Raw genomic sequence first — 21041 nt, 5'->3', positions numbered from 1 at the left:
CAGTGGCTTGACAGGAAGAGCAAGGACGAGTTCCTCATTAAATGATGCATCCTGCCGTGCACAGGTTCAGCAGGCGACTTCGGAAAATTAGATTATGCAAAGCGCACCGGTTCAAGAGCCCGTCTCCTCAACAAATATCGAAAAATCTTGGGCGAAAAAGCTTGGGCCTGGGCTAATAACGGGCGCAGCTGATGATGACCCAAGTGGAATCGCCACGTATTCTCAGGCCGGGGCCCAGTTTGGCTTCGGGATGCTTTGGACAGTGCTTTTCACGTACCCCTTGATGGTTGGCATCCAAATCGTGAGTGCCAGAATCGGACGCGTTACAGGGCATGGACTGGCCACGAACATCCGGCGCCACTACCCTGCGCCACTGCTCTACCTGATTGTCGGCTTACTGTTAGTCGCAAATATCATTAATATTGCGGCTGACGTTGCGGCAATGGGCGATGCAGTTAAGCTCGTATTGGGCGGACCCGCGCACCTGTATGCGATAGGATTCGGTGTGGTCTCGGTACTGCTACAGGTGTTCATCCCATACACTCGTTACGTGCGGGTTCTGAAATGGCTTACGCTCGCGTTGCTCGCGTATGTCGGAACTGTGTTCGTTGTTCATGTTCCGTGGGCGCAGTCCTTGACAAAGATTTTAGTATTCCCGGCACTTCCGTGGAAGCCTGAGTACATCACTACCGTGGTTGCCGTCTTCGGCACGACAATAAGCCCTTATTTGTTTTTTTGGCAGGCTTCGCAAGAAGTGGAAGACCTACGTGCCGACCCCGAGGCGCACGCCCTTAAACATGCGCCTACAGAAGTACGCGCAGGCTTCAGACGCATTAAGGTTGACACCTACATCGGCATGGGATTTTCGAACTTGGTAGCGTTTTTCATTATGCTGACTACGGCCGTGACGTTGAACACGCATGGGATTTCGGATATACAGTCCTCGTCTCAGGCTGCGTTAGCATTACGCCCTATCGCAGGAAATTTCGCCTTTTTACTTTTTGCTCTTGGAATCATTGGCACCGGATTACTCGCGATACCTGTTTTGGCCGGCTCTGCCGCATATGCCATCGCGGGTACGTTCAATTGGAAAAACAGCCTGGAGCACAAGCCAGCAATAGCACCGCGATTTTACGCCATCATTGTCGTGGCAACGCTCATAGGCGTTGCTCTCGTCTTTGCCCCATTTGACCCGATTAAGGCACTGTACTGGAGCGCGGTCATAAACGGTGTCATCTCCGTACCGATTATGGCAGTGATGATGTTGATGGCAGCCCGGACGGACATTATGGGTAACTTAGTGGTGCACCGTCGCCTCAAAGTACTCGGCTGGCTCAGCACCGTAATAATGGCGAGCGCGGTCATTGCAATGTTTGTTACGGGATAGACTCGAAAATACGTCGCGACAGATATAAGTGGGGAGATGCCGAGTTCGCGACAAAACGGGTGACAGTAAGCCAAATCCATCAGCCTAGATTTGGGCAAAAAAAACCCGTCAATAAGACGGGTTAAATATTTGGAGAAAACTAGAGGAGAGAGTCAATTATCCTGCAGCAGACACAGTAGCACAACTAACAGTTGTAATAAAATGTATCAGGAGACTCAACCTCAATTTTTCCGAACACACCCGGCGCCCTCCAGGCTGCTGAGATATTCCGTGAAGGCAGCGAGAGGCATTGGCCGTGCAATGAAGTAACCTTGCACTTCGTTGCAAGCAGCACTACGCAAGAAGTCCAATGCATCAGAGGTCTCGATGCCTTCCGCCACGACGGAGAGCTTAAGCGCATGGGCCATATCAACGAACGCCTTGATGAAGTCAAAGCTTGTCATACCGTCTTGGCTTTGCATAACAAACGAGCGGTCGAGTTTAAGGACATCAATGGGGAAGCGGCGCAGGTATGCCAAACTCGAGTAGCCAGTTCCGAAGTCATCCACCGCCAGCTTAAGTCCCAGATTTTTCAACTCCCGCAGAACGGTAGCCGAGCCTTCGATGTCCTCAATCAACGAGCTCTCGGTGATTTCTAGTTCAAGAAGACTGGGTGGAAGACCGCTACGTTCCAATACATCGGCCACTTGGTCAACAAATTCACTAGACCTCAGCTGGCGCGCTGAGACGTTGACGGAGACACACAAGGGGTACGCAAATTTTTCTCGCATCGAACTTGTGTAGGCACATGCTTCCTGAAGAACCCAGCGCCCGAGTTCGTTGATATGACCTCTTTCTTCGGCGACCGGTATGAACTCTGCCGGAGACACCAAGCCTAGTTCGGGGTGATTCCAGCGTAGCAACGCCTCCATACCAACCACGGACATGCTGGCCAGATGAACTCGCGGTTGAAAATAAACCTCAAACTCCTTACGCTCGATAGCGCCGCGCATCGAAAGCTCAAGTGACATTTTCTTCTTGGCCACGACGCTCATCTGCGGTTCGAAGAATCGGCATGCGCTTCCGCCAGCTCCCTTCGCTTGATACATCGCGATATCCGCAGTCTGGAACAACAGCTCCTTCGTATTCCCGTCTTGGGGAAACATACTGATGCCAATAGACGCACTAGCAAAGATTTCCTGTCCGCCGATATCGAGAGGCTTGGAAAGAGTCCCCAAGAGCTTCTGCCCGATGCTGGCCGCAGACGCCCTTCCTTGCGAGCAGTGCGCGACCACAACAAACTCATCGCCGCCAAGGCGCGCTACTATGTCGCTTGGACGGAGCACGTTGCGCAGCCTGCAGGAAACCTCGCGTATCAGTACATCACCAGCGTTATGCCCCAAAGAGTCGTTGACCTCCTTGAAACGGTCAAGGTCAATAAATAGCACAGCAACGCTCGCACCTGGCGGGCTAACCTCGAGCAGCTGTTGAAGCCGCTCATCAAGGAATGCTCGGTTTGGCAAATCGGTGAGAGTGTCGCGCGTCGCAAGTTTCTCCAAGCGCTGCTCTACTTGCTTGCGCGCAGTGATATCGGTCATAAAGCCCGTTAGGGACTGCGCGTAGCCTTCTGCGTCACGTTTGATGCTGCCATTGAACAGAACATGTATGTCGTCACCAGCCTTGTTTTTAATGACTACTTCCATGCCATGCGCGGACACTGGTCCGTTTCGCTCAAACGCGACACCGTGCCAAGGACAAAAGGCGAAAAGCTGTGCCAAGTGCCGTCCTATAAGTTCATCCCTGGCATAGCCGGAAGCCGTGCAAAGTGCAGGGTTCACATCCGTAATCTGGCCGGTGCCATCGGAGAGGACATAGCTGGCGGGCGTCATCTCAATGATGTCCCGCAGGCGTTGTTCACTTTCCTGGCTTCGCCGCTGCGCCTCTTCGCGTTCTGTAACATCGCGGACGATAGCTTGAAAAAATACATTCTCGTCCTCTTCGAACCGTGAGATTTGCACCTCGGCCGAAAACGTGCTTCCGTCTTTGCGACGCTTAAGACCACGGATGAGCTGCGTTTGGTCAGTTTGAAGCGTGCTAACTACATCGTTGTAAGAGCGGAAGTCGGCGTCAATGTCTACGGTACTTAACTGGAGTAGTTCTTCATGCGAGTACCCCAATCCCTCGCAGGCACGACGATTTGCGTCCACGATTTTTGTGTGGACATCGGTAATAATGATGGCATCGCCAGCTTGGTCGAACAGACCTTTAAACCTTTGCTCATTTTTTCGCAACGCCTTTTCTGCTTCTCGCCAAGGTGTGATGTCGTAAAAATACACCGAAAGCCCGTCTTCGCTCGGATAAGCGCGGGCGTCGAACCAGGATGAAGTCGGCTCCCAGAAAACCTCAAAAAATTCGGGCTTCCCAGTTGACATAGCGCGCTGGTAATTGGCAAGCGCCGGAGAATGCTGAAGACTGGGAGCAACCTCTAGGAGATTTCGTCCAATAGCTTCTTCGGGCATAGTATTGACCAATGCCGCTGCCTTTCGATTAGCGTAGGTAACAGTCCATTGATAATCGACAGCAAAAAACGCGTCCCCGACGCTTTCCAACATTACGTTTAACTGGTCTTTCGACTTCTGCAGCTCCTGCTGCACTTTAATTTTCTCGGTGATGTCCCGTGCAGTTACGTACATAACGCGCTTTTGTTCTGACCATCGAACGGAAAGCGACAAGAAAATAGTTTCGCCATCAGCCCGTATCCAGCGAGTCTCCAGTTCGCGCACAATATCGGCTCCGACGCGCAACCCAGCATCCACTTCTGCGACAGTTTCTCGGTCATTCGGATGTAGCAACGCCGAATACTTCATGCCCATCAAATCACTTGGTGCGTATCCAAGCACTTCTTGGGCAGCTGAGTTGATTCGTAAGATATTTCCGAACTCGTCGACCAATGCAATAATATCAAGGGAGTTTTCGACGAGGGCTTTACTCTCGTCCGCGAGTTGAGATAGCTGCTCTACAACCTCATTGTGGTGAGACGTCGGAGAAGTCGTGCACGGGACAGGGCCCGCCATAGAGTGGAGCGGCATAGAAGGCGACCGGAAAAGGTACGATACCAGCAACATTCCGTAGGGGGGCCTCTACCGACCACCGTCGGGCAATACGGGTGAAATTGCAGAGAAAACAATACGGAATGCGACTTATTAAACGAGAAATTGTGTCACAGGCTCGGACGTCTACTTTATAAATTTGTCGTTGCCGTTTTCACAAATAAGCGTGAATTTCCACACTACAATTAAGTCTAGCAAAAATTGCTCGGTTTTGTCGTGATATCTGTACAAATTAATGCCAGACTGTTGCCGAACGCGGCGCCGAGCTCCCCGCAGTAGCGGCCATTTGTTATGAAAACAGTCATGTCTAGGGGGCCGCGAGACTATGAAGCTGCCATGTTGCGCGCGGACAACCTTTCGTTACATTTAGTGAGATATGCTTCGCTCCCTTTTCGCAGCCGTCGTAACTCATGATTTCTCGACTGGACTCTAGCCTTAAGGTTTCCGGGGCTTTAACGATTTTCGTCCTTATCTGCTTGGCAGTATTGCCTTGTTTGAGTAGCCGCGATGCGAATAAAACCACGGGCATACTGCGAGAAGTCGCGGCGAAGGAACTTGCGTTCAACAGGGTTCTGAGCTTATTAAAGGATGCGGAGACTGGACAGCGCGGCTTCTTACTTAGCAGCGATGAGAGTTTTCTTGAGCCTTACAACACAGGCGTTGAAGGACTTCCGGCGGCACTGGACGAGATAGAGCGGGTAGCCTCCTCCTCCAGCGAAAAAGTTCTAGCAACCAAGATTTCAGAACTTAGCAAGGCCAAACTTGCAGAGTTGGGCGAGACCGTCGCGCTCAAGCGCGCAGGTCGAGCTAAGGAAGCCATTGATATTGTCGAAAACAGGCATGGCAAGCTCTTAATGGACGAGCTGCGCGCACTCTTAAGTCGACAACTGAGTTCACTTTCAAAGCGTAGAGCTGTGCTGCAGGAAGATATCACTGCATCCCTAGGGTATAACGCCGCGCTTAGCGTTGGCGCCAGTTTGTTCAGTCTCGTTCTTGTATGTGCATCCATCCTGATTGCTGCGAACAGTCTCAAGAAGCGCTCGGAAGCGGCCGAACAAGCTAGGACACTTGCTGATAGCAATGCCCTATACGCAGAACAATCCGCGCTGAGGGCCCAACGTCTCGCCACCACAGCGCAGCTACTTCAAGCGCTCGACAGTGTCGGCTCGCCAGCCGAGCTTGGTACAGTGCTGCCAATTTTCCTCAAGAAACTTTTGCCTGGGAGTTCGGGAACCATATACCTGTATCGACACTCTCGAGACTTGCTAGAAGCCCAGACCCACTGGGGAAGCGTTCGTAGTACTGACAATGCTTTATATCGACATGACTGTTGGGGACTTCGTTTGGGCAAGGTACACCGAGCGACTCACGGGGACGACCTCTGCTGTGAGCATGATAAAGCTAACCTAGGTACACAACGTACTCAAGTTTGCATACCGATGATTTCGCAGGGGGACGTCATCGGCCTTATGGTGATAGCAGAACCGGACCATAATAGTTTGCCGCTCGACAATGAGTTGATGACAGCGCTAGCGGAGCAGCTCTCTTTGGCCATCAGTAACGTTAGTTTGCGCGAAACACTGAAGCAGCAGTCTACAGTCGATGCATTGACTGGGCTTTATAACAGGAGATACTTTGACGAGTCACTGAAACGAGAGCTGGCGCGCGCGAAGCGCACTCGGAGTTCTTGTTCAGTGATTATGGTTGACTTAGACCACTTCAAGCGCATCAATGACTCGTACGGCCATGACGCCGGCGACCTGGTCTTAAAAGCTGCAGCAAAACAATTGTTCAGTCGACTTCGTGCCAGCGATGTCGCATGTCGATATGGTGGTGAAGAGTTAGTGCTCCTTTTGCCAGAATGTGAAGCTGAAGCAGCAGCTAAGTGCGCAGAAGGCATTCGTCGAGCGCTAAGCGACATCGAGTTCGACCATCTCGGCCAACGCATTGCGGGAGTCACCGCCTCTTTCGGCGTCGCAGCCTGGCCAACGCACGGCTCAGACAGTAGCGAGCTGGTGAAAGCAGCGGACAAGGCGCTTTATTCAGCCAAGAGAGCTGGAAGGAACCGTGTCACCATTGCTGGCTCCGCTAACGAGACATTAGAATCGATTTCGATGGACGGCTGAGAACAACCGCGCATTTGTACGTTTGCAACGGCATCGCGATGTTCAAACGCGGTGAGCGCAGGAACGATAGCGAACCACGGATGCCGAAAATCGCCCATGCGATGACTCGTGTGGACACTGTGCGGTCGCCACTTTTTATGCACGAAAGGCTCTACCAGCTCCGGAATGACCCTGCACTTCAAGTATGGTAACGCCCTTACCGCTTCCACGTTGCTCGAGAACGGACGCATTAACATGCGGGCTGACCGATGTCGACTTCGTGCTGGCGACGACTGCTGCCAAATGCGCATCGGAAGCCGCATCCACCGTTTCGTAGGCACATAGCGTCGTCTTGCTGCCTACGCATAGGTCGCTGACTACAAACGATTTTAGGATTTACGTAGGATGTCGGTCAGCTTGGTGAACTCGATTGGCTTCAATAAGTGGTGAGCGAATCCCGCATCGTGAGCCTGTTGCCTATCACTCTCCTCGCCCCAACCGGTTAGCGCAATCACAACTGGGCGGTAACCGGGAGAGTGCCCCAGGATTCTGCGTGCTGCCTCATAACCGTCAATCCCTGGTAGACCGATATCCAGCAGAACGACATCGGGCCGCATAGCAATTGCCGCCGTCACTGCGGACAGTCCGTCGTGCGCGACGTCAACGTCTTGGTTTAGCGTACGCAACAGGTCCGCCAGCATAACGGCCGCGTCCTCATTGTCATCCACCACGAGAATTTTCCGACGAGCCAAGGCAGGCATTTCGGATGGGACCGATGTGTCGGGCTTCTCACTCTGTTCAGCCCCGCTCACAGGCGTACGCGGCAGGTGAACGACAAATTCACTGCCCTGTCCCAACCCAGCGCTAAACGCTTCTACGCGTCCCCCGTGCAAGTTGACCAGACCTTCGACCAGCGATAAGCCGATACCCAGCCCGCCCTGGCCACGCTGCACCGGATGAACGACCTGCGTAAAAACTTTGAACACTTGCGGGAGCATATCGGCCGCGATGCCTATACCGGTATCGCGAATACGCACCAGAAACTCGTCTGGCGTGTCCTCGAGCACCACATCAATTCGCCCGCCAGCGTCGGTGTATTTTGCTGCGTTGGTCAGCAGATTTGAAAATATCTGTATGAGTCGCGCTGAGTCAGCCGCGAGCTCGGCAGGCTGCTCTGGAACATGCACCGACAACGTGTGTTTGTTCGCTTCGACTTCCTGTCGCGTGGCGTCAACGGCATCAGCCAGGACTGCAGCCAAGTTGACAGTTTGCTTTTGCAGCTCGATTTTGCCCGTAGCAATCCGGGACAGGTCTATTAAGTCATCAACCAGCCGCGTGAGTTGGACAGCTTGTCGATTAACAAGCTTCATCGTTTGCTCAACGCGTTTTTTGTCGTCAATAACAAGGCGCATCAGGCTAAGCCCGTTCGTCATCGCGGCAAGCGGGTTACGCAGCTCGTGCGATAGCGTCGCGAGGAACACGCTCTTGGCTTTATCCGAATGGTCCAGAGCCCGGTACAGATTCGCGTTGTCAATCGCGACCGCCGCCCTATGTGCTAAGTCCTCAGCTAGTTTGACGTCGTCGGCATCGTACAGTCTGCCTGACTCTGCTGTAATGAAAGACACCGCGCCAAGCACCTTTCCATGTACACGCAATGGTGCAATGATATAGGACCGTAGTCCGACTGCTTTCATGGCGGCGCGTCGTTCGGGGTCGTGAACACTCTGCGCAAGCATCTCATCGGTGATTTCACGCGCAAAACTTGAGTTACCTGTGCGAATCGCATTCCATATCCCGCGCGAAGCATCTGGGTCGGCGGCAAATTTCCTGTTGAATTCCCGTGCCAACTCCACTTTGTTGGGGTCCACATGAGCTATCGCGACTCGCTTTAACGTGCCATCTGCCTGCAGCAAATCAGCCTGACACCAATCAGCAAAATGGGGTACTGCTAAGTATGCCAAACGCTCTAATGTCCGCTCAGGGTCAACTAGCTCCGCCAGTTCAGCGCTCGCATCTGCTAGAAACTTGAGGTCGACTTCAGTGCGCTTGCGCTGCGTGATGTCCGTACTAATGCCGACCATATGCATCGGCGCCCCACCCTCGTCAAGGACCATGAAACCGCGCGCTTCTATCCAATGTAGACTGCCATCCGGCCAGATAACGCGGTACTCAGCTCGGGCATTTTGACCGGCATGCAAAGCTTGGGTCATGATGTCTGCGAGTGCTTGCTGGTCGGCCGTATGTACGTAAGCCAAATAGCCAGCCAAAGGCATTGGCACGGGACCTTCCGATGGTGTTAGGCCGTGCACGGCCGCTGCGCCGTGTAACCATATCATTTGGTCCGAGCGCATGTCCCATTCCCATACGCCCATTCCTCCAGCGTCCATGGCTAGCTGCAGCCTGGCTTCGTTGGCCTGGTTGAGTTTCTCTTCCTGTATTCTCTCGATAGTGATATCGCGGCCGTTCGCATAGACGACTCCGTCCTCGTGCGCAGCGCGCCAGGCAATCCAACGATATGAACCGTTCTTATGAAGCAGCCTGACCTCAAAATGGTCAACTGGCTCCTTGGTTGCTCGTGCAAGGGCATCGACGGTAGCTTCAACGTCGTCCGGATGCACGAATGGCTCAAAATAGTGGGTGACCAGTTCATCTTCCGCATACCCAAGGGTCGGTGTCCAGGCAGGGTTGACCGCATGTATGACGCCATCGGACCCGATTTCGAGGAGCAGGTCGAGAGAATTTTTCCAAATACGGTCACGCTCACGAGTGCGCTCGGCGACTTGGGTTTCCAAGCCGGTGGTGAACGCCTCCTTTCGCGTTTCAGCAAGCTTCTGCTTGGTTCTGTCGTGCATGACCTTCACGAAGCCAATCGCCTCACCACTCGCCGTTTTGAGCGGTGTCATCTGGCCGACGGCCCAGAAACGCTCACCTGACTTGCGCAGATGCCAACGTTCGTCGGGCGCAAATCCATTGAGAAGTGCAGCCTGCAATTCGAATTCGGGCTGCCTCGACGCGACATCTTCGGGGGTAAAGATTCGGTGTAGCCTGAATCCCAGGGCTTCTGACTCAGTCCAGCCAAGCACGCGGTGTGCTCCTTCATTCCAGTCTGTGACTGTCCCGTGAAGGTCCGTGGCGATGATGGCGAAATCAGTTGCGCTGTCGAAGATTTGGCGGCCGCGGTGCTGCGCGGCCATCCTCGAGTGTGCGGCGTCCTGCCGGTCCAGTATCAGGGCGGCGGTTTGCGCCATCTGAGCAAGCATTGCAATATCGCCGCGGCTCGCAACTGCCGGTTTCGGGAGATAGCAAACAAGCGCGCCAGCGAGTTCGTTAGCCGTGCCGAGAACAGGCCATGACCAGAGGGCACGTATCCCATTGAAGAGCGCAATCGAGCGCCATTCTGGCCATCGAGATTCGGACGCAATATCATTTAGATACCATGGCTTACTTTGGCGTCCAATGGGTTCAGGCAAAGCTGATATCGTGCACTCGTCAACGCCGTCTGCAGCAGCTAGGTAAGGCGCAGGCACGCTCGGTGCAGCCAAGTGTTTCAGACGTCGCCGCCCAACGTCCTGTAGGAGGAATGAGATGTGTACTTCCGTACGCGCCAGGTCTTCACACGTTCGTGCGAAGGTGCTGAGTACTTGGGCAATTTGGACACCAGTTTCGACCTGCCGTAGCGCCTCACGCTGGCAATCAAATAACGCAGTGACGTCCGTCGGGAAAACGGAGTCTGCCGGAGACTGGCTACTCATGATAAAAATGCTGTTCCTGCAGCGGTTACGTGCGGCGATTCCATGCTATGCAGTATAGCTGGCGCGACCAAGCAGCGTAGTTACGGTATGGAGATATTGCGCGACGATATGCGATGACCAACAGGGGAAGTCGGTGTGACCATGCCCGACGATGGTCGCGACGGAAGGACATACGGTGCCAGAACGGCAGGGAAATCCAAAACGAAAGGAGACGGACAATACCGCCGGCGAAGACGTTAGGAACGCCGTCAATCCTCCAATTCAGCCTCGTCAACCTGGACAATTGCTTTTCCACGTTGCCGAATCGATGACGGGTTGCGTATTCCTGCGACAACGGCCCAAAGCGCAACCCAGCGGAGCGCACGGTCTCCCTGTACGCCCGCACGACCTTCGACCCCACGGTCAATGGCGATGCTCATACGCTTCAAACCGCGCGAGCGACGGGCTTCCGAAAGTTGTCTCATAAGTACAATTATGACATCGCGGTGACAATGGCCGCGCACGCGTGACAATGTGCGCTAGGCCTTCCTTTTAAGTAAAATAATTATAACATAAGTTGCCAATCATATACTTTGTTTGCACTTCGACAGGTCGGAGTGCACGTTGAAGTGACGATATAGAAAAGCGACATCTTGTGGCTAAGTTGGAGAAGCCACCCCCTATTACTGGTTGCAGGCCGGTCGATAAAGGTTGGTGGCCACGACGATGCGGCTGGGCGTTCTCGTCTTCTAGGCACTGGCCCTCTGGTACCCCGTGAGACTTCGGTAGCACGCCTGACGACAATACGTGTGGCCAACGAATCGAAGGAGGTCAAGCTCTCCAAAGCAGGTGGCTGACTTGCGCCAATAACCCTTTGACTTCACAGGAAGATGCCGAGCTGCCGGAAAATTTTCCATTCGACGATATCCTGGCAGTCGAGACTCAGGCGGCCAACGGGCTGACGTGGAAGAATTCGCCCAGATGCCGGATGTAACCCCAAGCACAAGTAAGGCAAAGGGCCGGAAGCTGACTTCTCGGCCATGCCGCCCGCAATCGAGAACGTTCCGTGCAGCCCGCAAAAGAGCCACAGGAGTTCGCCCCGCTTCGTTCGCCGTTACCTTCGGCGTCAACTAAATGACACTTCTAACGTTAACCTGGCAGGCACGTATATTCGTGTACTTCTACTGGAATCAACATGAAAAAGCCTTTGCTAAGTGTCGTCCTAACTCTCGCGATGACAACTGCAGTGTTCGCCCAGACGACTGTCCCGAATCCGGTTGCTCCTTCAACTGCCACTCCAACTGCGGCGCCTACTAGCTCTGCGAAAGCCAGCTCTACAAAAGCGAATTCCGCCAAAGCCAGCAAGACGAGCACGTCGCAGATGGAACAAGCCCCTGGTGGCGGTAACGGTAAAGTTTGGGTCAACGAATCGAGCAAGGTTTATCACTGCGAAGGCGACAAGTACTATGGGAAGACCAAGAAGGGCGAGTACATGGCAGAAGCCGATGCAAAAGCAAAGGGCTTCCACGGCATGAAGGGGAAGTCTTGCGCTAAATAAGAAGGTTGACGGTAGTCCGTAAACGGCCGGCCTGTTGAGCCGGCCGTCTCTTCGCTCCAGTTACGCCGACTTGTGGCCTTGCTCACCGGTATCCGTAAAATTCAGCAGCTTGCTGTATCGTTTCGGCGTGCACCCCAAGGTAGAGCTAGCCGCAATCCGTGGTCTTCTTGAAGAACTCCAATGCCGGCTGCCTACATCGAACATCGCCCGAAGAGTACCGATAAGTACGCTTCGACCACCCATCATGCCGTTGTCGCCGATGGGAAGGATGTCGCTGAGTAAAAAACGCAGAAGGAAACAAAGGATGCTGCGTGCAAGGCTGGCTACCGTCCAGTGCACGCGGCCAAGGACCGTCACCTGCAACTCCGTGACAACCCTGACCACTTCCGTGTCGACCCCTGCTGAGTAGCCAGGGTTACCATCGTTAAGCAGTGGTGACCAAGTGCCATCACTACCTACTCTCAGTCGCTGAGGGAACAAGTTCGTTCGGATGAAATCGGAAAGGGCTGACTTACGATTCGCGAGCTAATGCGACAGAACATTCTGGGACCGCAGATTTAGCTGAGCCGACAAAGAAGCCCGGCACGCCGACCAAGAAGCGAGGCATCGTGCAGCCAAGGTATCAGGACTCGGGACAAGCTTAGTAGCAGCCCGTGTGGGCAAAGTTGATTGTGAGCCCCATCAACGATACCGCTTTGGCGACAATCAGTCCGGAGTCTCGCTTGCTACAGTAGAGACCGAGCTGCCCCGACAGGTCCAGTTGCCCGGGTTGCGCTACCCTTTTTCATTGTTATCGTCCTGCTTCATTTGCCACCTCGCTGTGCGAGCTCCGGGAGCAAAAACTCTAAGCCTTCCGCATAAAGGCAGTGTGCAAATTTTGAATTTTTGGCGCTGCGCCTACACCAGGCGCCTGCGAAAAATGCCCGTTACGCCAACGTCGCCGCGGCGGTAACGGTCTACTCGCTGCGCCGGTTGCGAGGCCCCTTCGGCAGGTTCGTTGGCGACTCACTGTCTTCCCTAACTGGCAGAAAGAACTCGGAGACATCAATCTCCAGAGCTTCTGCGAGTCGCTCAATGTTATCAATCGAGCAGTTCCTCACCTGTCTCTCGACGTCACTCACGAAGGTGCGGCTGAACCCAGCCAAAGCTGCAAGCTGCTCTTGCGAGAGGCCTTTCTGGACTCTGCATACTCGTATGTTGTGGGCAAACCTCGCCCTCAAAGAGCTAGTGGATTTATTTTTCGACATCCGCTCAGCATCAGGCACTGCACGGTTTACGTCTACAATCCCATACATGACACTGTTTGAAATTACACTGTTTAGTATTACACTGTTTACGATTCGTAAAAATTAGGCCGTGCTGGCATGATTTCAAATTTTGTGCCATCCAGACTAACCGAGAACGACGTCCAAGAAATCACAACCACTGACGCCTGAACTGTCCGCCAGAGCCCTTTCCACACCTGTTGCCCATGCCAAACTACGACGAAGTTCCCGCGGATTATCCGTACTCACCAACCCCTGGCGCTCTCCCCGGAGTACATCCAAAGCTAAGGCTAACGTCGTTCGAAGGGAGGTTCTACAGCCCGGGTAACACGCCTAATGTTCGCTGGAGAGACTGGCAGTACAGCCTGGGCTTGGTGGACTTCATGGTAGACAGGTGCCGCGAGTCGAAAAGTGGCAAACGCGCCCATATGACGGAGCACGACATCATCCTCCAATACTACGAGCGTGCCATTGCCGGCGCCGGCCGCTATGGGACCGAACTTCAGCTCAAGTGGTCTTTTACCAAAGTCGCTGAGACGTTGTCGTGGCCGCTTCCTGACATCTGCCGCTTAACGAACAACATAGGCGATGCGCAAAATTTTTGATGCCGTCTAAGTCGGAAAACGCATCCCCTCACGCGGACGTCGAGCAGGCTTTATTGCAGGCCGCGATGTCCACCAAAGCTTCGCGTCCCGAACCTCGACATACTCTGCCTCATACCGAAGGAGTCGCAGGGCGCCGACTGAACTAACTAGCCTGCCACGATATTCCAGTCCTATCGATGGTGACTTAACCGTTGCTACGACCAATACACTGGAAACGAATAGAAATGAGCGTGGCCACAGCTTCTTGCACTGCCGTAACCGTGGACTAGAAAAATGATGATTACAAAGATTACCCATCACCGAGCTGGAATGTCGCCAACCGCTGTCAGGGTGCTCGAGGCCGCGGTCGCCTATGCCGAAGAGCATAGCGAGCGCCGTCAACTAACGATGTCTTTCCGTGAGTTCTATAAGCTGACAGGACTTCCGACAACAACAGAACGCGCGGAACTCGTGTCATTGGTGTCAAAGGTACGCAGAACGATATCGTCGTTACGTACCATTGACGACGACGGGCCAACAAAGAAAGAGCTTCTCATCGGTAGCTGGCCAGTCTTCGAAGAAATCTTTATAACCAACACAAGAATATCGTTTCGGGTGTCACCTAACATGTGGGAAAACGTCAAACGGCGTTTTGAAGCAGAGTGGGTTAGGTAAACCATAATGATTTCAAACGAAGGCTATCTTCCATGAGTAGCCACGAGCCGACAAAACTGACGTCGCCAGGCGAAGACGACTACGCGCAAGTGCCATCAGACTTCCCTCGCCCTGTGCACTACGGCGCAGTCGGTGGAGCACAGCCTAAATTACTGATGACGCAATACAACGGCCGCTTCTACAGCCCGGGGTGTACGCCGCCTGAGGTTTGGGAGCGCTGGCAAACTTGTGAAGACCTGGTCAAGCATTTGTGTGCAAAGTCCCTGGAATCAAAAGCTGGCAAACGCGCACATATGTCAGAACTCGAGATTCTCGAGCAGTACCTCCCTCGGTTAATTGCTACGAGGTGGACTTCTGAGGAAGAAGCGCGGTGGGTAATTCGACGCGTGGCCGCAGTACTTAGCTGGCCAGTGCCGCCCGCAGCTCAAGAATAGACGGCGCTGGTGCTGGATGACATCAATAACAGCTAACGACACTATCTTGGTTGCTCTTACCGCGCCCCATCCCCATACTGAGCGCTTCGGTGTTTGCTATCGACCAAGAACAGCAATCTAAGGACTCGCAGAGAGAGAGGTTTGCATGACAATAAAAAATGAGTACCTACGTATGGGCAAGTTCATCTACACCGCGTGCCAGCATGGTGGAGATACATCCGATGTCTACAAGTGGATGGCTGATGACCTTGGAGTGGCGCTCCCAAGTGGTGGTGACCGGCTCCCCGAGCGCGAGCTTCTCTACACTGCGTTTCTCGCTAAGCACGATAGCGACGATGAGTTCCAAGCGAACCACGAGCGCTTTGTTCATGCATTGAAATGCCGCAAGGCGTAATCCAACATCGACCTACGAATGCTCGGGTGGGGCAGCCCCCGACTGCGGTAGGGCAGCAACCGGCCATGAGCGGTTATCTATTGGTTGGCCTTCCTCATCCAACAAGCCATGCCGCGCTGCCCCATCACCGTCTCCTCAACCTCGTACGCCACTTTCCGTCCCTAGCGCAAAGCGCCACCTGCTTGGTGGCGCACTACAACATCGTTTGAATCGCGGTCCCGGCCGCCCTACAGGCGGCCTGACGGCATCGCTCCGGAGATGGATGAATCGGGATTCTATGCAAGAAGTCGAAGGACGTTCAGCACAACGAAAATTTTAATATGCATTTCAAATGCTTGTTTGGTAGAATGATGCTGTTGAACATCAAAAGAGCATCATGCGTATCACTCGCTTCTCCGACATCGGTTTACGTGTCCTCATCTATCTTGCTGGCGCCGATAAACACCGGGCCTTGGTCACGGCCGCAGAAATCTCCAGGCAGTTTGACATTCCACTCAATCACATGGTGAAGGTGGTTGGTCAGTTAGCGCGTTGTGGGTGGATTCAGGCGCTTCGAGGTCGCAATGGGGGACTGCTGCTACTTGCTGACCCTACGACTCTCCGGTTGGGGAGCGTGTTGCGGCAGCTTGAAGGCGACGCCGAGTTGGTCGACTGCGAAGCGCAACAATGCCAACTGAGCAAACACTGCTTCTTAAGAGGGGCGCTGGCAACCGGACTGCGCGCGTTTTACGATGCAATGGACCAGTACGTGTTAGCAGATGTAAGCGGTGGTGTTGTCGGTGAACAGATTATTGTTATGCATCGTAAGTTCTTGGAGCCTCTGGCTCATGGTGACTTTGTAGTGAAGTAAATACGCTTACCAAGAGCGTTTTGCTGCTTTTTATTATGCATTTAAAATGCACATTTGGAGAAAAGAATGGTTTCTGCAGTTGCTCGTCCCTATATCGATGCCAGCGTACCTGTGCTGCGTGAGCATGGCCTCACTATTACCCGCACTTTTTACAGCAATATGTTTGCAGAACACCCAGAGTTGACTAACCTGTTCAACATGGGGAACCAAGCTAGCGGCGTGCAGCAACAGTCGCTCGCGTCAGCGGTTTTCGCGTACGCCGCCAATATTGACAACGCTGCAGCTCTAGGACCTGTAGTCAGCCGTATAGTGCATAAACACGTCTCTGTCGGCATCAAGGCTGAACACTACCCTATCGTTGGGCGACACTTGCTGGGCGCAATCAAAGAGGTTCTGGGCGACGCAGCGACGCCACCACTGATTTCCGCTTGGGACGAGGCCTACTGTGAACTTGCGTTGGCCCTGATAAGCGCCGAGAAAGAAATGTATGCCCAGGCCGGCATCGAACCAGGTCAACTGCAGAACATGCGGGTCATCGACATCTGTGACGAAAGTGCCGATATCAAGGCGTTTGTTCTGGAAGCTATGCCAGGAGAAGCTGCTCCGCCTTTCAAACCGGGACAGTACGTCAGCGTCTCCGTGAATTTTGAAAACGGGCCAACACAGCTTCGCCAGTACAGCTTGTCGGACGCCCCTACCGGTCGCACGCTACGCATTTCCGTCAAGCGGGAGCAAGGCAGCGCTCTCAATCCGGCCGGACAAGTATCGAACTGGTTGCACGACAACGTAGTCGTCGGCAGCGTCGTTCGGGTGACGCACCCGTTTGGCGACTTTACCCCAGACGCCGAATCAACGGCACCTATTGTTCTCTTGTCGGCAGGCGTCGGCATCACGCCCATGATTTCGGTCCTCAACCGGATTTCGCAAGTACATCCAAATCGTCAAGTAGTGTTTGCTCATGCAGCTCGCTCGACCGCACACTATGCGCATCGTCCGGACATTGCACGAGCTCAAAGCGTCATGCCTAATCTCCACGTAGTGAATTTCCTCGAGAATTTAACGAGCGACGACATCTCTACGGACTATCCAGGTCGAATGGACATCTCGAAGCTGCCGAAATGGCCTTTGGATGAAGCGAACGTGTACCTTTGCGGCCCCGTCGAATTCATGCAAGAGCAGTGGCGTTCCCTTATTGAGATGGGAGTACCGCCTACACGCTTGCATCGCGAGGTGTTCGGGCCTGAACTTCTGAATTACCTGCGCTAACGTCCTAAGCGCCACGTTTTCGCGTGGCGCTATTGGCGTCTTACTTTGGTGTGATGTGGTGCTTGCATTTGCTATCCGCATCGTTTGGATATAGCAGGTTATTGAGGCAATGCGTCACAACAGATGTTTTATCATTGAGTTGGAATATTAAAAATGTTAGATTGGTTTCCTTGGGCTTTTGGCTTAATCAAGGCTCTCATATTGGGCACAGGTATGTTCTTTGCAATTAAGTGGCATTACGATAAAGAGATTAAGAAAGGCAAAAAGAAGCGCGAAATGGTCGTGATGGCCAGCAAGTTGACTGCAATCTTTCTGGCATCCCTCTCAGGGTTGGTATTTTTCACCTTTGCACTTATGAATAAGCTTGGCATGTAGTTTTGCAGTAGTAATGAATGATTCTCAGCAAGGGGACGTCATCGGGTTGAGGTCATTACAGCAGAAGCTGGTCAAGAGAACTCCGCGCTTGAAGGGACTACGGTCGTGGCGCTCGCAGAACAGCTATCCCTGGCGGCTAGCAACGTAACCCTACGGGAAACGTTAAAGCAGCAATCTACCGTTGATGCCTTAACGGGCCTATACACCGACGGTACTTCGACGAACCGCTCAAACGCGAGTTAGTTCGCATTAAGCGGAGCCAAACCTCGTGCGCTGTCGTCATGGTCGACCTGGACCATTTCAAGCGCATCGATGACACTTATGAACACGACGCAGGCGACCTAGCTCTTAAGGCGACTGCAAAGCAGCTGCTTAGCCGACTTCGCACTAGCGACATCGCATGCCGCTATGGCGGCGAGGAACTGGCGCTCCTTCTACTGAATGCACAGCGACGGCCGCGGCCAAATGTGCGGACACGATTCGTCGTGCCCTTTCCGACATCACAATTAATCACTTTGGCAAACGCATCACAGGTGTGAGTGTTTCGTTTGGCGTTGCTGCTGGCCTTCCCACGGCTCAGCAAGCAACGAGTTGCTTAAAGCGGCCGACCGAGCATTGATAGGTGCCTTCTAGTTGTTGACCATGGCGAGGTGTCCGGCCAGGCTATTGACGCAATATCTATCCTTGCCGGCCTTCTTAGCTGCGTACAGCGCAGAGTCAGCTGCCTCAACTAAGCTTCGAGGCGTGGGTGCAGCGATGTCACCTACGGCTGCGCCAATTGTCGTCGTCAAATTCAGGGTTTGTCCTAATAGCGCGAACGGCTCGCGAACTGCTGACAGGATTTTTTGAGCGACCTGTTCAACGTCGACGATATTACTCACCTCTGTGAGCAGCACAGTGAACTCATCACCCGCTAGACGTGCAACTAAGTCTGAGCCTCGTACAGCAGACTGCAAACGCTTTGCGAACTCGACAAGGACGGCATCGCCCATCGCATGTCCATGATGGTCGTTGATTTGCTTGAAGTCGTCGACGTCCAGATAGAGCACCGCCGCATAACGATTTGAGTGCTCTCTTTGCCCAGTTGCAGCACTAAGCGCACTTTCGAAGTGCCGGCGATTCGGCAGGTTGGTCAACGTATCGGTATGTGCTAATGCGTGCAGGCTGCGTTCATGCAAACGCGATGTGGTAGCGTCATTCGTTAACACGTAAACCCCGATAACGACGCCATTTCGCACTTGAGGCAGGAAGATGGAGTGCACGATACGCGTACGTTTGTTACGCACGATTTCGTGTTCGCACTGCGCAACATTGCCGCGCCATGCTTGCTCAAATGCTTCCCTCTGCTGCTCATAGTGAGCGTTACCGAAGGCCTCCTCCATGGTTTTACCCAAGATAGTCTTAGGTTCCTGGCCGAGCCAGGCAGAGTGAATTGCATTGGCGAAGAGATAACATCGCTCACTATCGATATGTGCGATTAAAACAGGAAGGTTGTCAGTAATGGTTCGTAACCGTTCTTCGCTTTCCGCTAGACGAATCTCACTTAACCTGCGAGCTGTAACGTCATAAGCCATGGCAAAGAAGCCATCGTGCTTGCCACTGGATAGGCGCTGCGGGACAAAGCAGCAGTCGTAGTACCGGTCACGGCCTTTGACTTGCGCTACATGCTCAAAATTGACCTGCTCTCCAGCTCGGACGCGAGCGATGTAAGGTTTGATTTTCTCGAAATCGTTTTCTCTGTACGCGCACGCGATGTCCTGCCCGATGAGCTCGTCAGCACGCTTGCCAAAACCTTCCAAAGCATGCCGGTTAAGTAGTACGAATTTCCCCGCTGCGTTAAGTTTACCCAACATTACTGGCAAGTTCTCGGTGACAGCGCGCAACCTACGTTCGCTATCTGCTAGCTGTGCTCGCGAAGCGCTCAGTTCAGTGATGTCCTTCATCGCGACAACCGCCCCTAGCATCCGACCGGACGCGCCACGCAAAGGTCTTCCGCTTGCTAAAACGTTCCTTCGTTCGAGCCCAGGGGGTGCGATAACCATTGCATCATCGCGCACTGCTTCCCCCCTTAGTACTCGAACGAGAGGTACCTCATCCATATCCAACGGCGTTTTGCCGTTCGCATGATAAAGAGAATAGTATTTTGGCCACTCCACCGGCGAAATCGCCTTAACGTCGAGGCCATGGAAAACACGTGCTGTTCGGTTGAATACCGTAAGATTACCTACGGCGTCGCAAGCAACCACGCCAACATCGATGGACTCAAGCACGGCGTCAAGCAGTTCTCGCTTTTCTTCAAGCTCCTGTTGGGTACGAATACGCTCGGAGACGTCATTCAAGAACGCACCGAAACAACGATTACCTTGCCAACTGTAGGCGCTGATTGTCATCTCGACAGTTATTTGCCTCCCACTTGCCGTCAAGGCTGGCAACTCAATCTTTCGGTCAAAGACCACTTCTTTGCCACTCTCCAGCAAACGTTGGATGCCCTCTTCTTTGGCACGTCTGAGATGAGGCGGGACAATCAATTGTGACAATCGTTGGCCTATGGCGTCTTCGCGACTCCAACCAAAGATGCGCTCTGCCGAATCGTTCCACTCGATAATAAATCCGTCTTCGTCGGTTCCAACGAAGCCACTGTATGAAGTCGCTACGATAGTGCGATTCCAGTCTTCGGTTTGGCGCAGCGTGCACTCCACTGTTTGGCGACGAGCAATTTCACGCGAAAGTTCAGTAACTTTGTCTTCGAGTTCGGCTGTACGCATGCTGACACGGCGCTCAAGGTCCGTGTTAAGTGCTTTCAGTGCTTGCTCAGCAATCAGGCGTGCTGTCTTGGCTTTGGCAAGAACGAGCTCGGCCTCGACCAATTTAGCCAAGTCACGTAGGTGGGTGCGCTCCTCATCTGTGAACGTTCTTGCAACCCGGTCGATAACACATAAGGTTCCGACTGGCTGACCGTCGCTATAGACAGCTTGGCCAGCGTAAAACCGGATACGCGGCTCTCCAGTCACAAGCTCGTTGTTAGTGAACCTCGGGTCTGCTGTGGCATCTTCAACAACAAACATATCGCCTGACGCGACTGTATGACTGCAAAAAGCAATCGAGCGTGCAGTTTCCTCTACGTCAAGGCCATGCCGCGACTTGAACCATTGTCGGTTTGCGTCAACCAGAGATACCAAAGAAATTGGCACATCAAAACACTTGGATGCAAGGCGCGTAAATCTGTCAAATCTTTCTTCAGCTGACGTATCAAGCACATCCAGTGCCTGTAGAGCTGTGAGGCGCGCCTCTTCGTTCATGAACCTAGGATGAGTCACAGTATCTTCAC

Annotated in this window: 14 protein-coding genes; 10 read left to right on the top strand and 4 right to left on the bottom strand. The window is 53.4% G+C overall.

Annotation, left to right across the window (positions count from 1 at the left end; all coding sequences use genetic code 11):
• Positions 1 to 94 precede the first annotated feature (94 nt).
• Positions 95 to 1387 (top strand): NRAMP family divalent metal transporter, encoded by a 1293-nt coding sequence (locus AM586_RS22365; RefSeq protein WP_047824948.1) that lies wholly within the window; start codon positions 95 to 97, stop codon positions 1385 to 1387.
• 221 nt (positions 1388 to 1608) lie between these two features.
• Here AM586_RS22365 and AM586_RS22360 read toward each other — a convergent pair whose 3' ends face one another.
• Positions 1609 to 4440: a PAS domain S-box protein gene (locus tag AM586_RS22360; RefSeq protein WP_257791527.1), complete on the bottom strand. Its 2832-nt coding sequence runs from the start codon at positions 4438 to 4440 to the stop codon at positions 1609 to 1611.
• Positions 4441 to 4886: 446 nt separating this feature from the next.
• Here AM586_RS22360 and AM586_RS22355 point away from each other — a divergent pair, with 446 nt between their 5' ends.
• Positions 4887 to 6602 carry a diguanylate cyclase gene (locus AM586_RS22355; protein WP_082439461.1) on the top strand — a complete coding sequence of 572 codons (1716 nt, stop codon included), beginning with the start codon at positions 4887 to 4889 and terminating at the stop codon, positions 6600 to 6602.
• Positions 6603 to 6970: 368 nt separating this feature from the next.
• Here AM586_RS22355 and AM586_RS22350 read toward each other — a convergent pair whose 3' ends face one another.
• The gene (locus AM586_RS22350; protein ID WP_082439460.1) at positions 6971 to 10333 is read right to left on the bottom strand and encodes a PAS domain S-box protein; all 3363 of its coding nucleotides are present in this window, start codon (positions 10331 to 10333) and stop codon (positions 6971 to 6973) included.
• Positions 10334 to 11507: 1174 nt separating this feature from the next.
• Here AM586_RS22350 and AM586_RS22345 point away from each other — a divergent pair.
• Complete coding sequence (locus AM586_RS22345; RefSeq protein ID WP_082439459.1) at positions 11508 to 11870, top strand: hypothetical protein; 363 nt, start codon at positions 11508 to 11510, stop codon at positions 11868 to 11870.
• A 956-nt stretch (positions 11871 to 12826) separates the two neighbouring features.
• Here AM586_RS22345 and AM586_RS22340 read toward each other — a convergent pair.
• Positions 12827 to 13117: a helix-turn-helix domain-containing protein gene (locus AM586_RS22340; RefSeq protein WP_082439458.1), complete on the bottom strand. Its 291-nt coding sequence runs from the start codon at positions 13115 to 13117 to the stop codon at positions 12827 to 12829.
• 446 nt (positions 13118 to 13563) lie between these two features.
• Here AM586_RS22340 and AM586_RS22335 point away from each other — a divergent pair, with 446 nt between their 5' ends.
• The 7 genes from AM586_RS22335 to AM586_RS29295 all read left to right on the top strand — a co-directional run bounded on the left by AM586_RS22335 (position 13564) and on the right by AM586_RS29295 (position 18252).
• Positions 13564 to 13740 carry a hypothetical protein gene (locus tag AM586_RS22335; RefSeq protein ID WP_156328200.1) on the top strand — a complete coding sequence of 59 codons (177 nt, stop codon included), beginning with the start codon at positions 13564 to 13566 and terminating at the stop codon, positions 13738 to 13740.
• 273 nt (positions 13741 to 14013) lie between these two features.
• Positions 14014 to 14394 (top strand): RepB family plasmid replication initiator protein, encoded by a 381-nt coding sequence (locus AM586_RS29300; RefSeq protein ID WP_373887936.1) that lies wholly within the window; start codon positions 14014 to 14016, stop codon positions 14392 to 14394.
• Positions 14395 to 15000: 606 nt separating this feature from the next.
• Positions 15001 to 15222 carry a hypothetical protein gene (locus AM586_RS22330; protein WP_047824945.1) on the top strand — a complete coding sequence of 74 codons (222 nt, stop codon included), beginning with the start codon at positions 15001 to 15003 and terminating at the stop codon, positions 15220 to 15222.
• 376 nt (positions 15223 to 15598) lie between these two features.
• The gene (locus AM586_RS22325; protein WP_047824944.1) at positions 15599 to 16072 is read left to right on the top strand and encodes an Rrf2 family transcriptional regulator; all 474 of its coding nucleotides are present in this window, start codon (positions 15599 to 15601) and stop codon (positions 16070 to 16072) included.
• Between the two features lie 66 nt (positions 16073 to 16138).
• A complete protein-coding gene (locus AM586_RS22320; RefSeq protein WP_047824943.1) occupies positions 16139 to 17338 on the top strand; it encodes a globin domain-containing protein in 1200 nt (399 codons plus the stop codon).
• 153 nt (positions 17339 to 17491) lie between these two features.
• On the top strand, positions 17492 to 17713 hold the full coding sequence (locus AM586_RS22315) for a hypothetical protein (protein ID WP_060566725.1): 222 nt from the start codon (positions 17492 to 17494) through the stop codon (positions 17711 to 17713).
• 200 nt (positions 17714 to 17913) lie between these two features.
• Complete coding sequence (locus AM586_RS29295; protein WP_082439457.1) at positions 17914 to 18252, top strand: GGDEF domain-containing protein; 339 nt, start codon at positions 17914 to 17916, stop codon at positions 18250 to 18252.
• 90 nt (positions 18253 to 18342) lie between these two features.
• Here AM586_RS29295 and AM586_RS22305 read toward each other — a convergent pair whose 3' ends face one another.
• Complete coding sequence (locus AM586_RS22305) at positions 18343 to 21012, bottom strand: PAS domain S-box protein (protein WP_082439456.1); 2670 nt, start codon at positions 21010 to 21012, stop codon at positions 18343 to 18345.
• Positions 21013 to 21041: the final 29 nt, after the last annotated feature.

The organism is Massilia sp. WG5, assembly GCF_001412595.2.
Classification (GTDB): Bacteria; Pseudomonadota; Gammaproteobacteria; order Burkholderiales; family Burkholderiaceae_D; genus Telluria.
This window is presented reverse-complemented; position numbering and strand designations above follow the sequence as displayed.

Coding starts and splice junctions, on each gene's coding strand:
- AM586_RS22345 (WP_082439459.1), top strand. CDS start 11,508: ATGAAAAAGCCTTTGCTAAGTGTCGTCCTAACTCTCGCGATGACAACT.
- AM586_RS22305 (WP_082439456.1), bottom strand. CDS start 21,012: ATGAACGAAGAGGCGCGCCTCACAGCTCTACAGGCACTGGATGTGCTT.
- AM586_RS22335 (WP_156328200.1), top strand. CDS start 13,564: ATGACGGAGCACGACATCATCCTCCAATACTACGAGCGTGCCATTGCC.
- AM586_RS22325 (WP_047824944.1), top strand. CDS start 15,599: ATGCGTATCACTCGCTTCTCCGACATCGGTTTACGTGTCCTCATCTAT.
- AM586_RS29300 (WP_373887936.1), top strand. CDS start 14,014: ATGATGATTACAAAGATTACCCATCACCGAGCTGGAATGTCGCCAACC.
- AM586_RS22350 (WP_082439460.1), bottom strand. CDS start 10,333: ATGAGTAGCCAGTCTCCGGCAGACTCCGTTTTCCCGACGGACGTCACT.
- AM586_RS22315 (WP_060566725.1), top strand. CDS start 17,492: ATGTTAGATTGGTTTCCTTGGGCTTTTGGCTTAATCAAGGCTCTCATA.
- AM586_RS22355 (WP_082439461.1), top strand. CDS start 4,887: ATGATTTCTCGACTGGACTCTAGCCTTAAGGTTTCCGGGGCTTTAACG.
- AM586_RS22365 (WP_047824948.1), top strand. CDS start 95: ATGCAAAGCGCACCGGTTCAAGAGCCCGTCTCCTCAACAAATATCGAA.
- AM586_RS22320 (WP_047824943.1), top strand. CDS start 16,139: ATGGTTTCTGCAGTTGCTCGTCCCTATATCGATGCCAGCGTACCTGTG.
- AM586_RS22340 (WP_082439458.1), bottom strand. CDS start 13,117: ATGTCGAAAAATAAATCCACTAGCTCTTTGAGGGCGAGGTTTGCCCAC.
- AM586_RS22360 (WP_257791527.1), bottom strand. CDS start 4,440: ATGGCGGGCCCTGTCCCGTGCACGACTTCTCCGACGTCTCACCACAAT.
- AM586_RS22330 (WP_047824945.1), top strand. CDS start 15,001: ATGGGCAAGTTCATCTACACCGCGTGCCAGCATGGTGGAGATACATCC.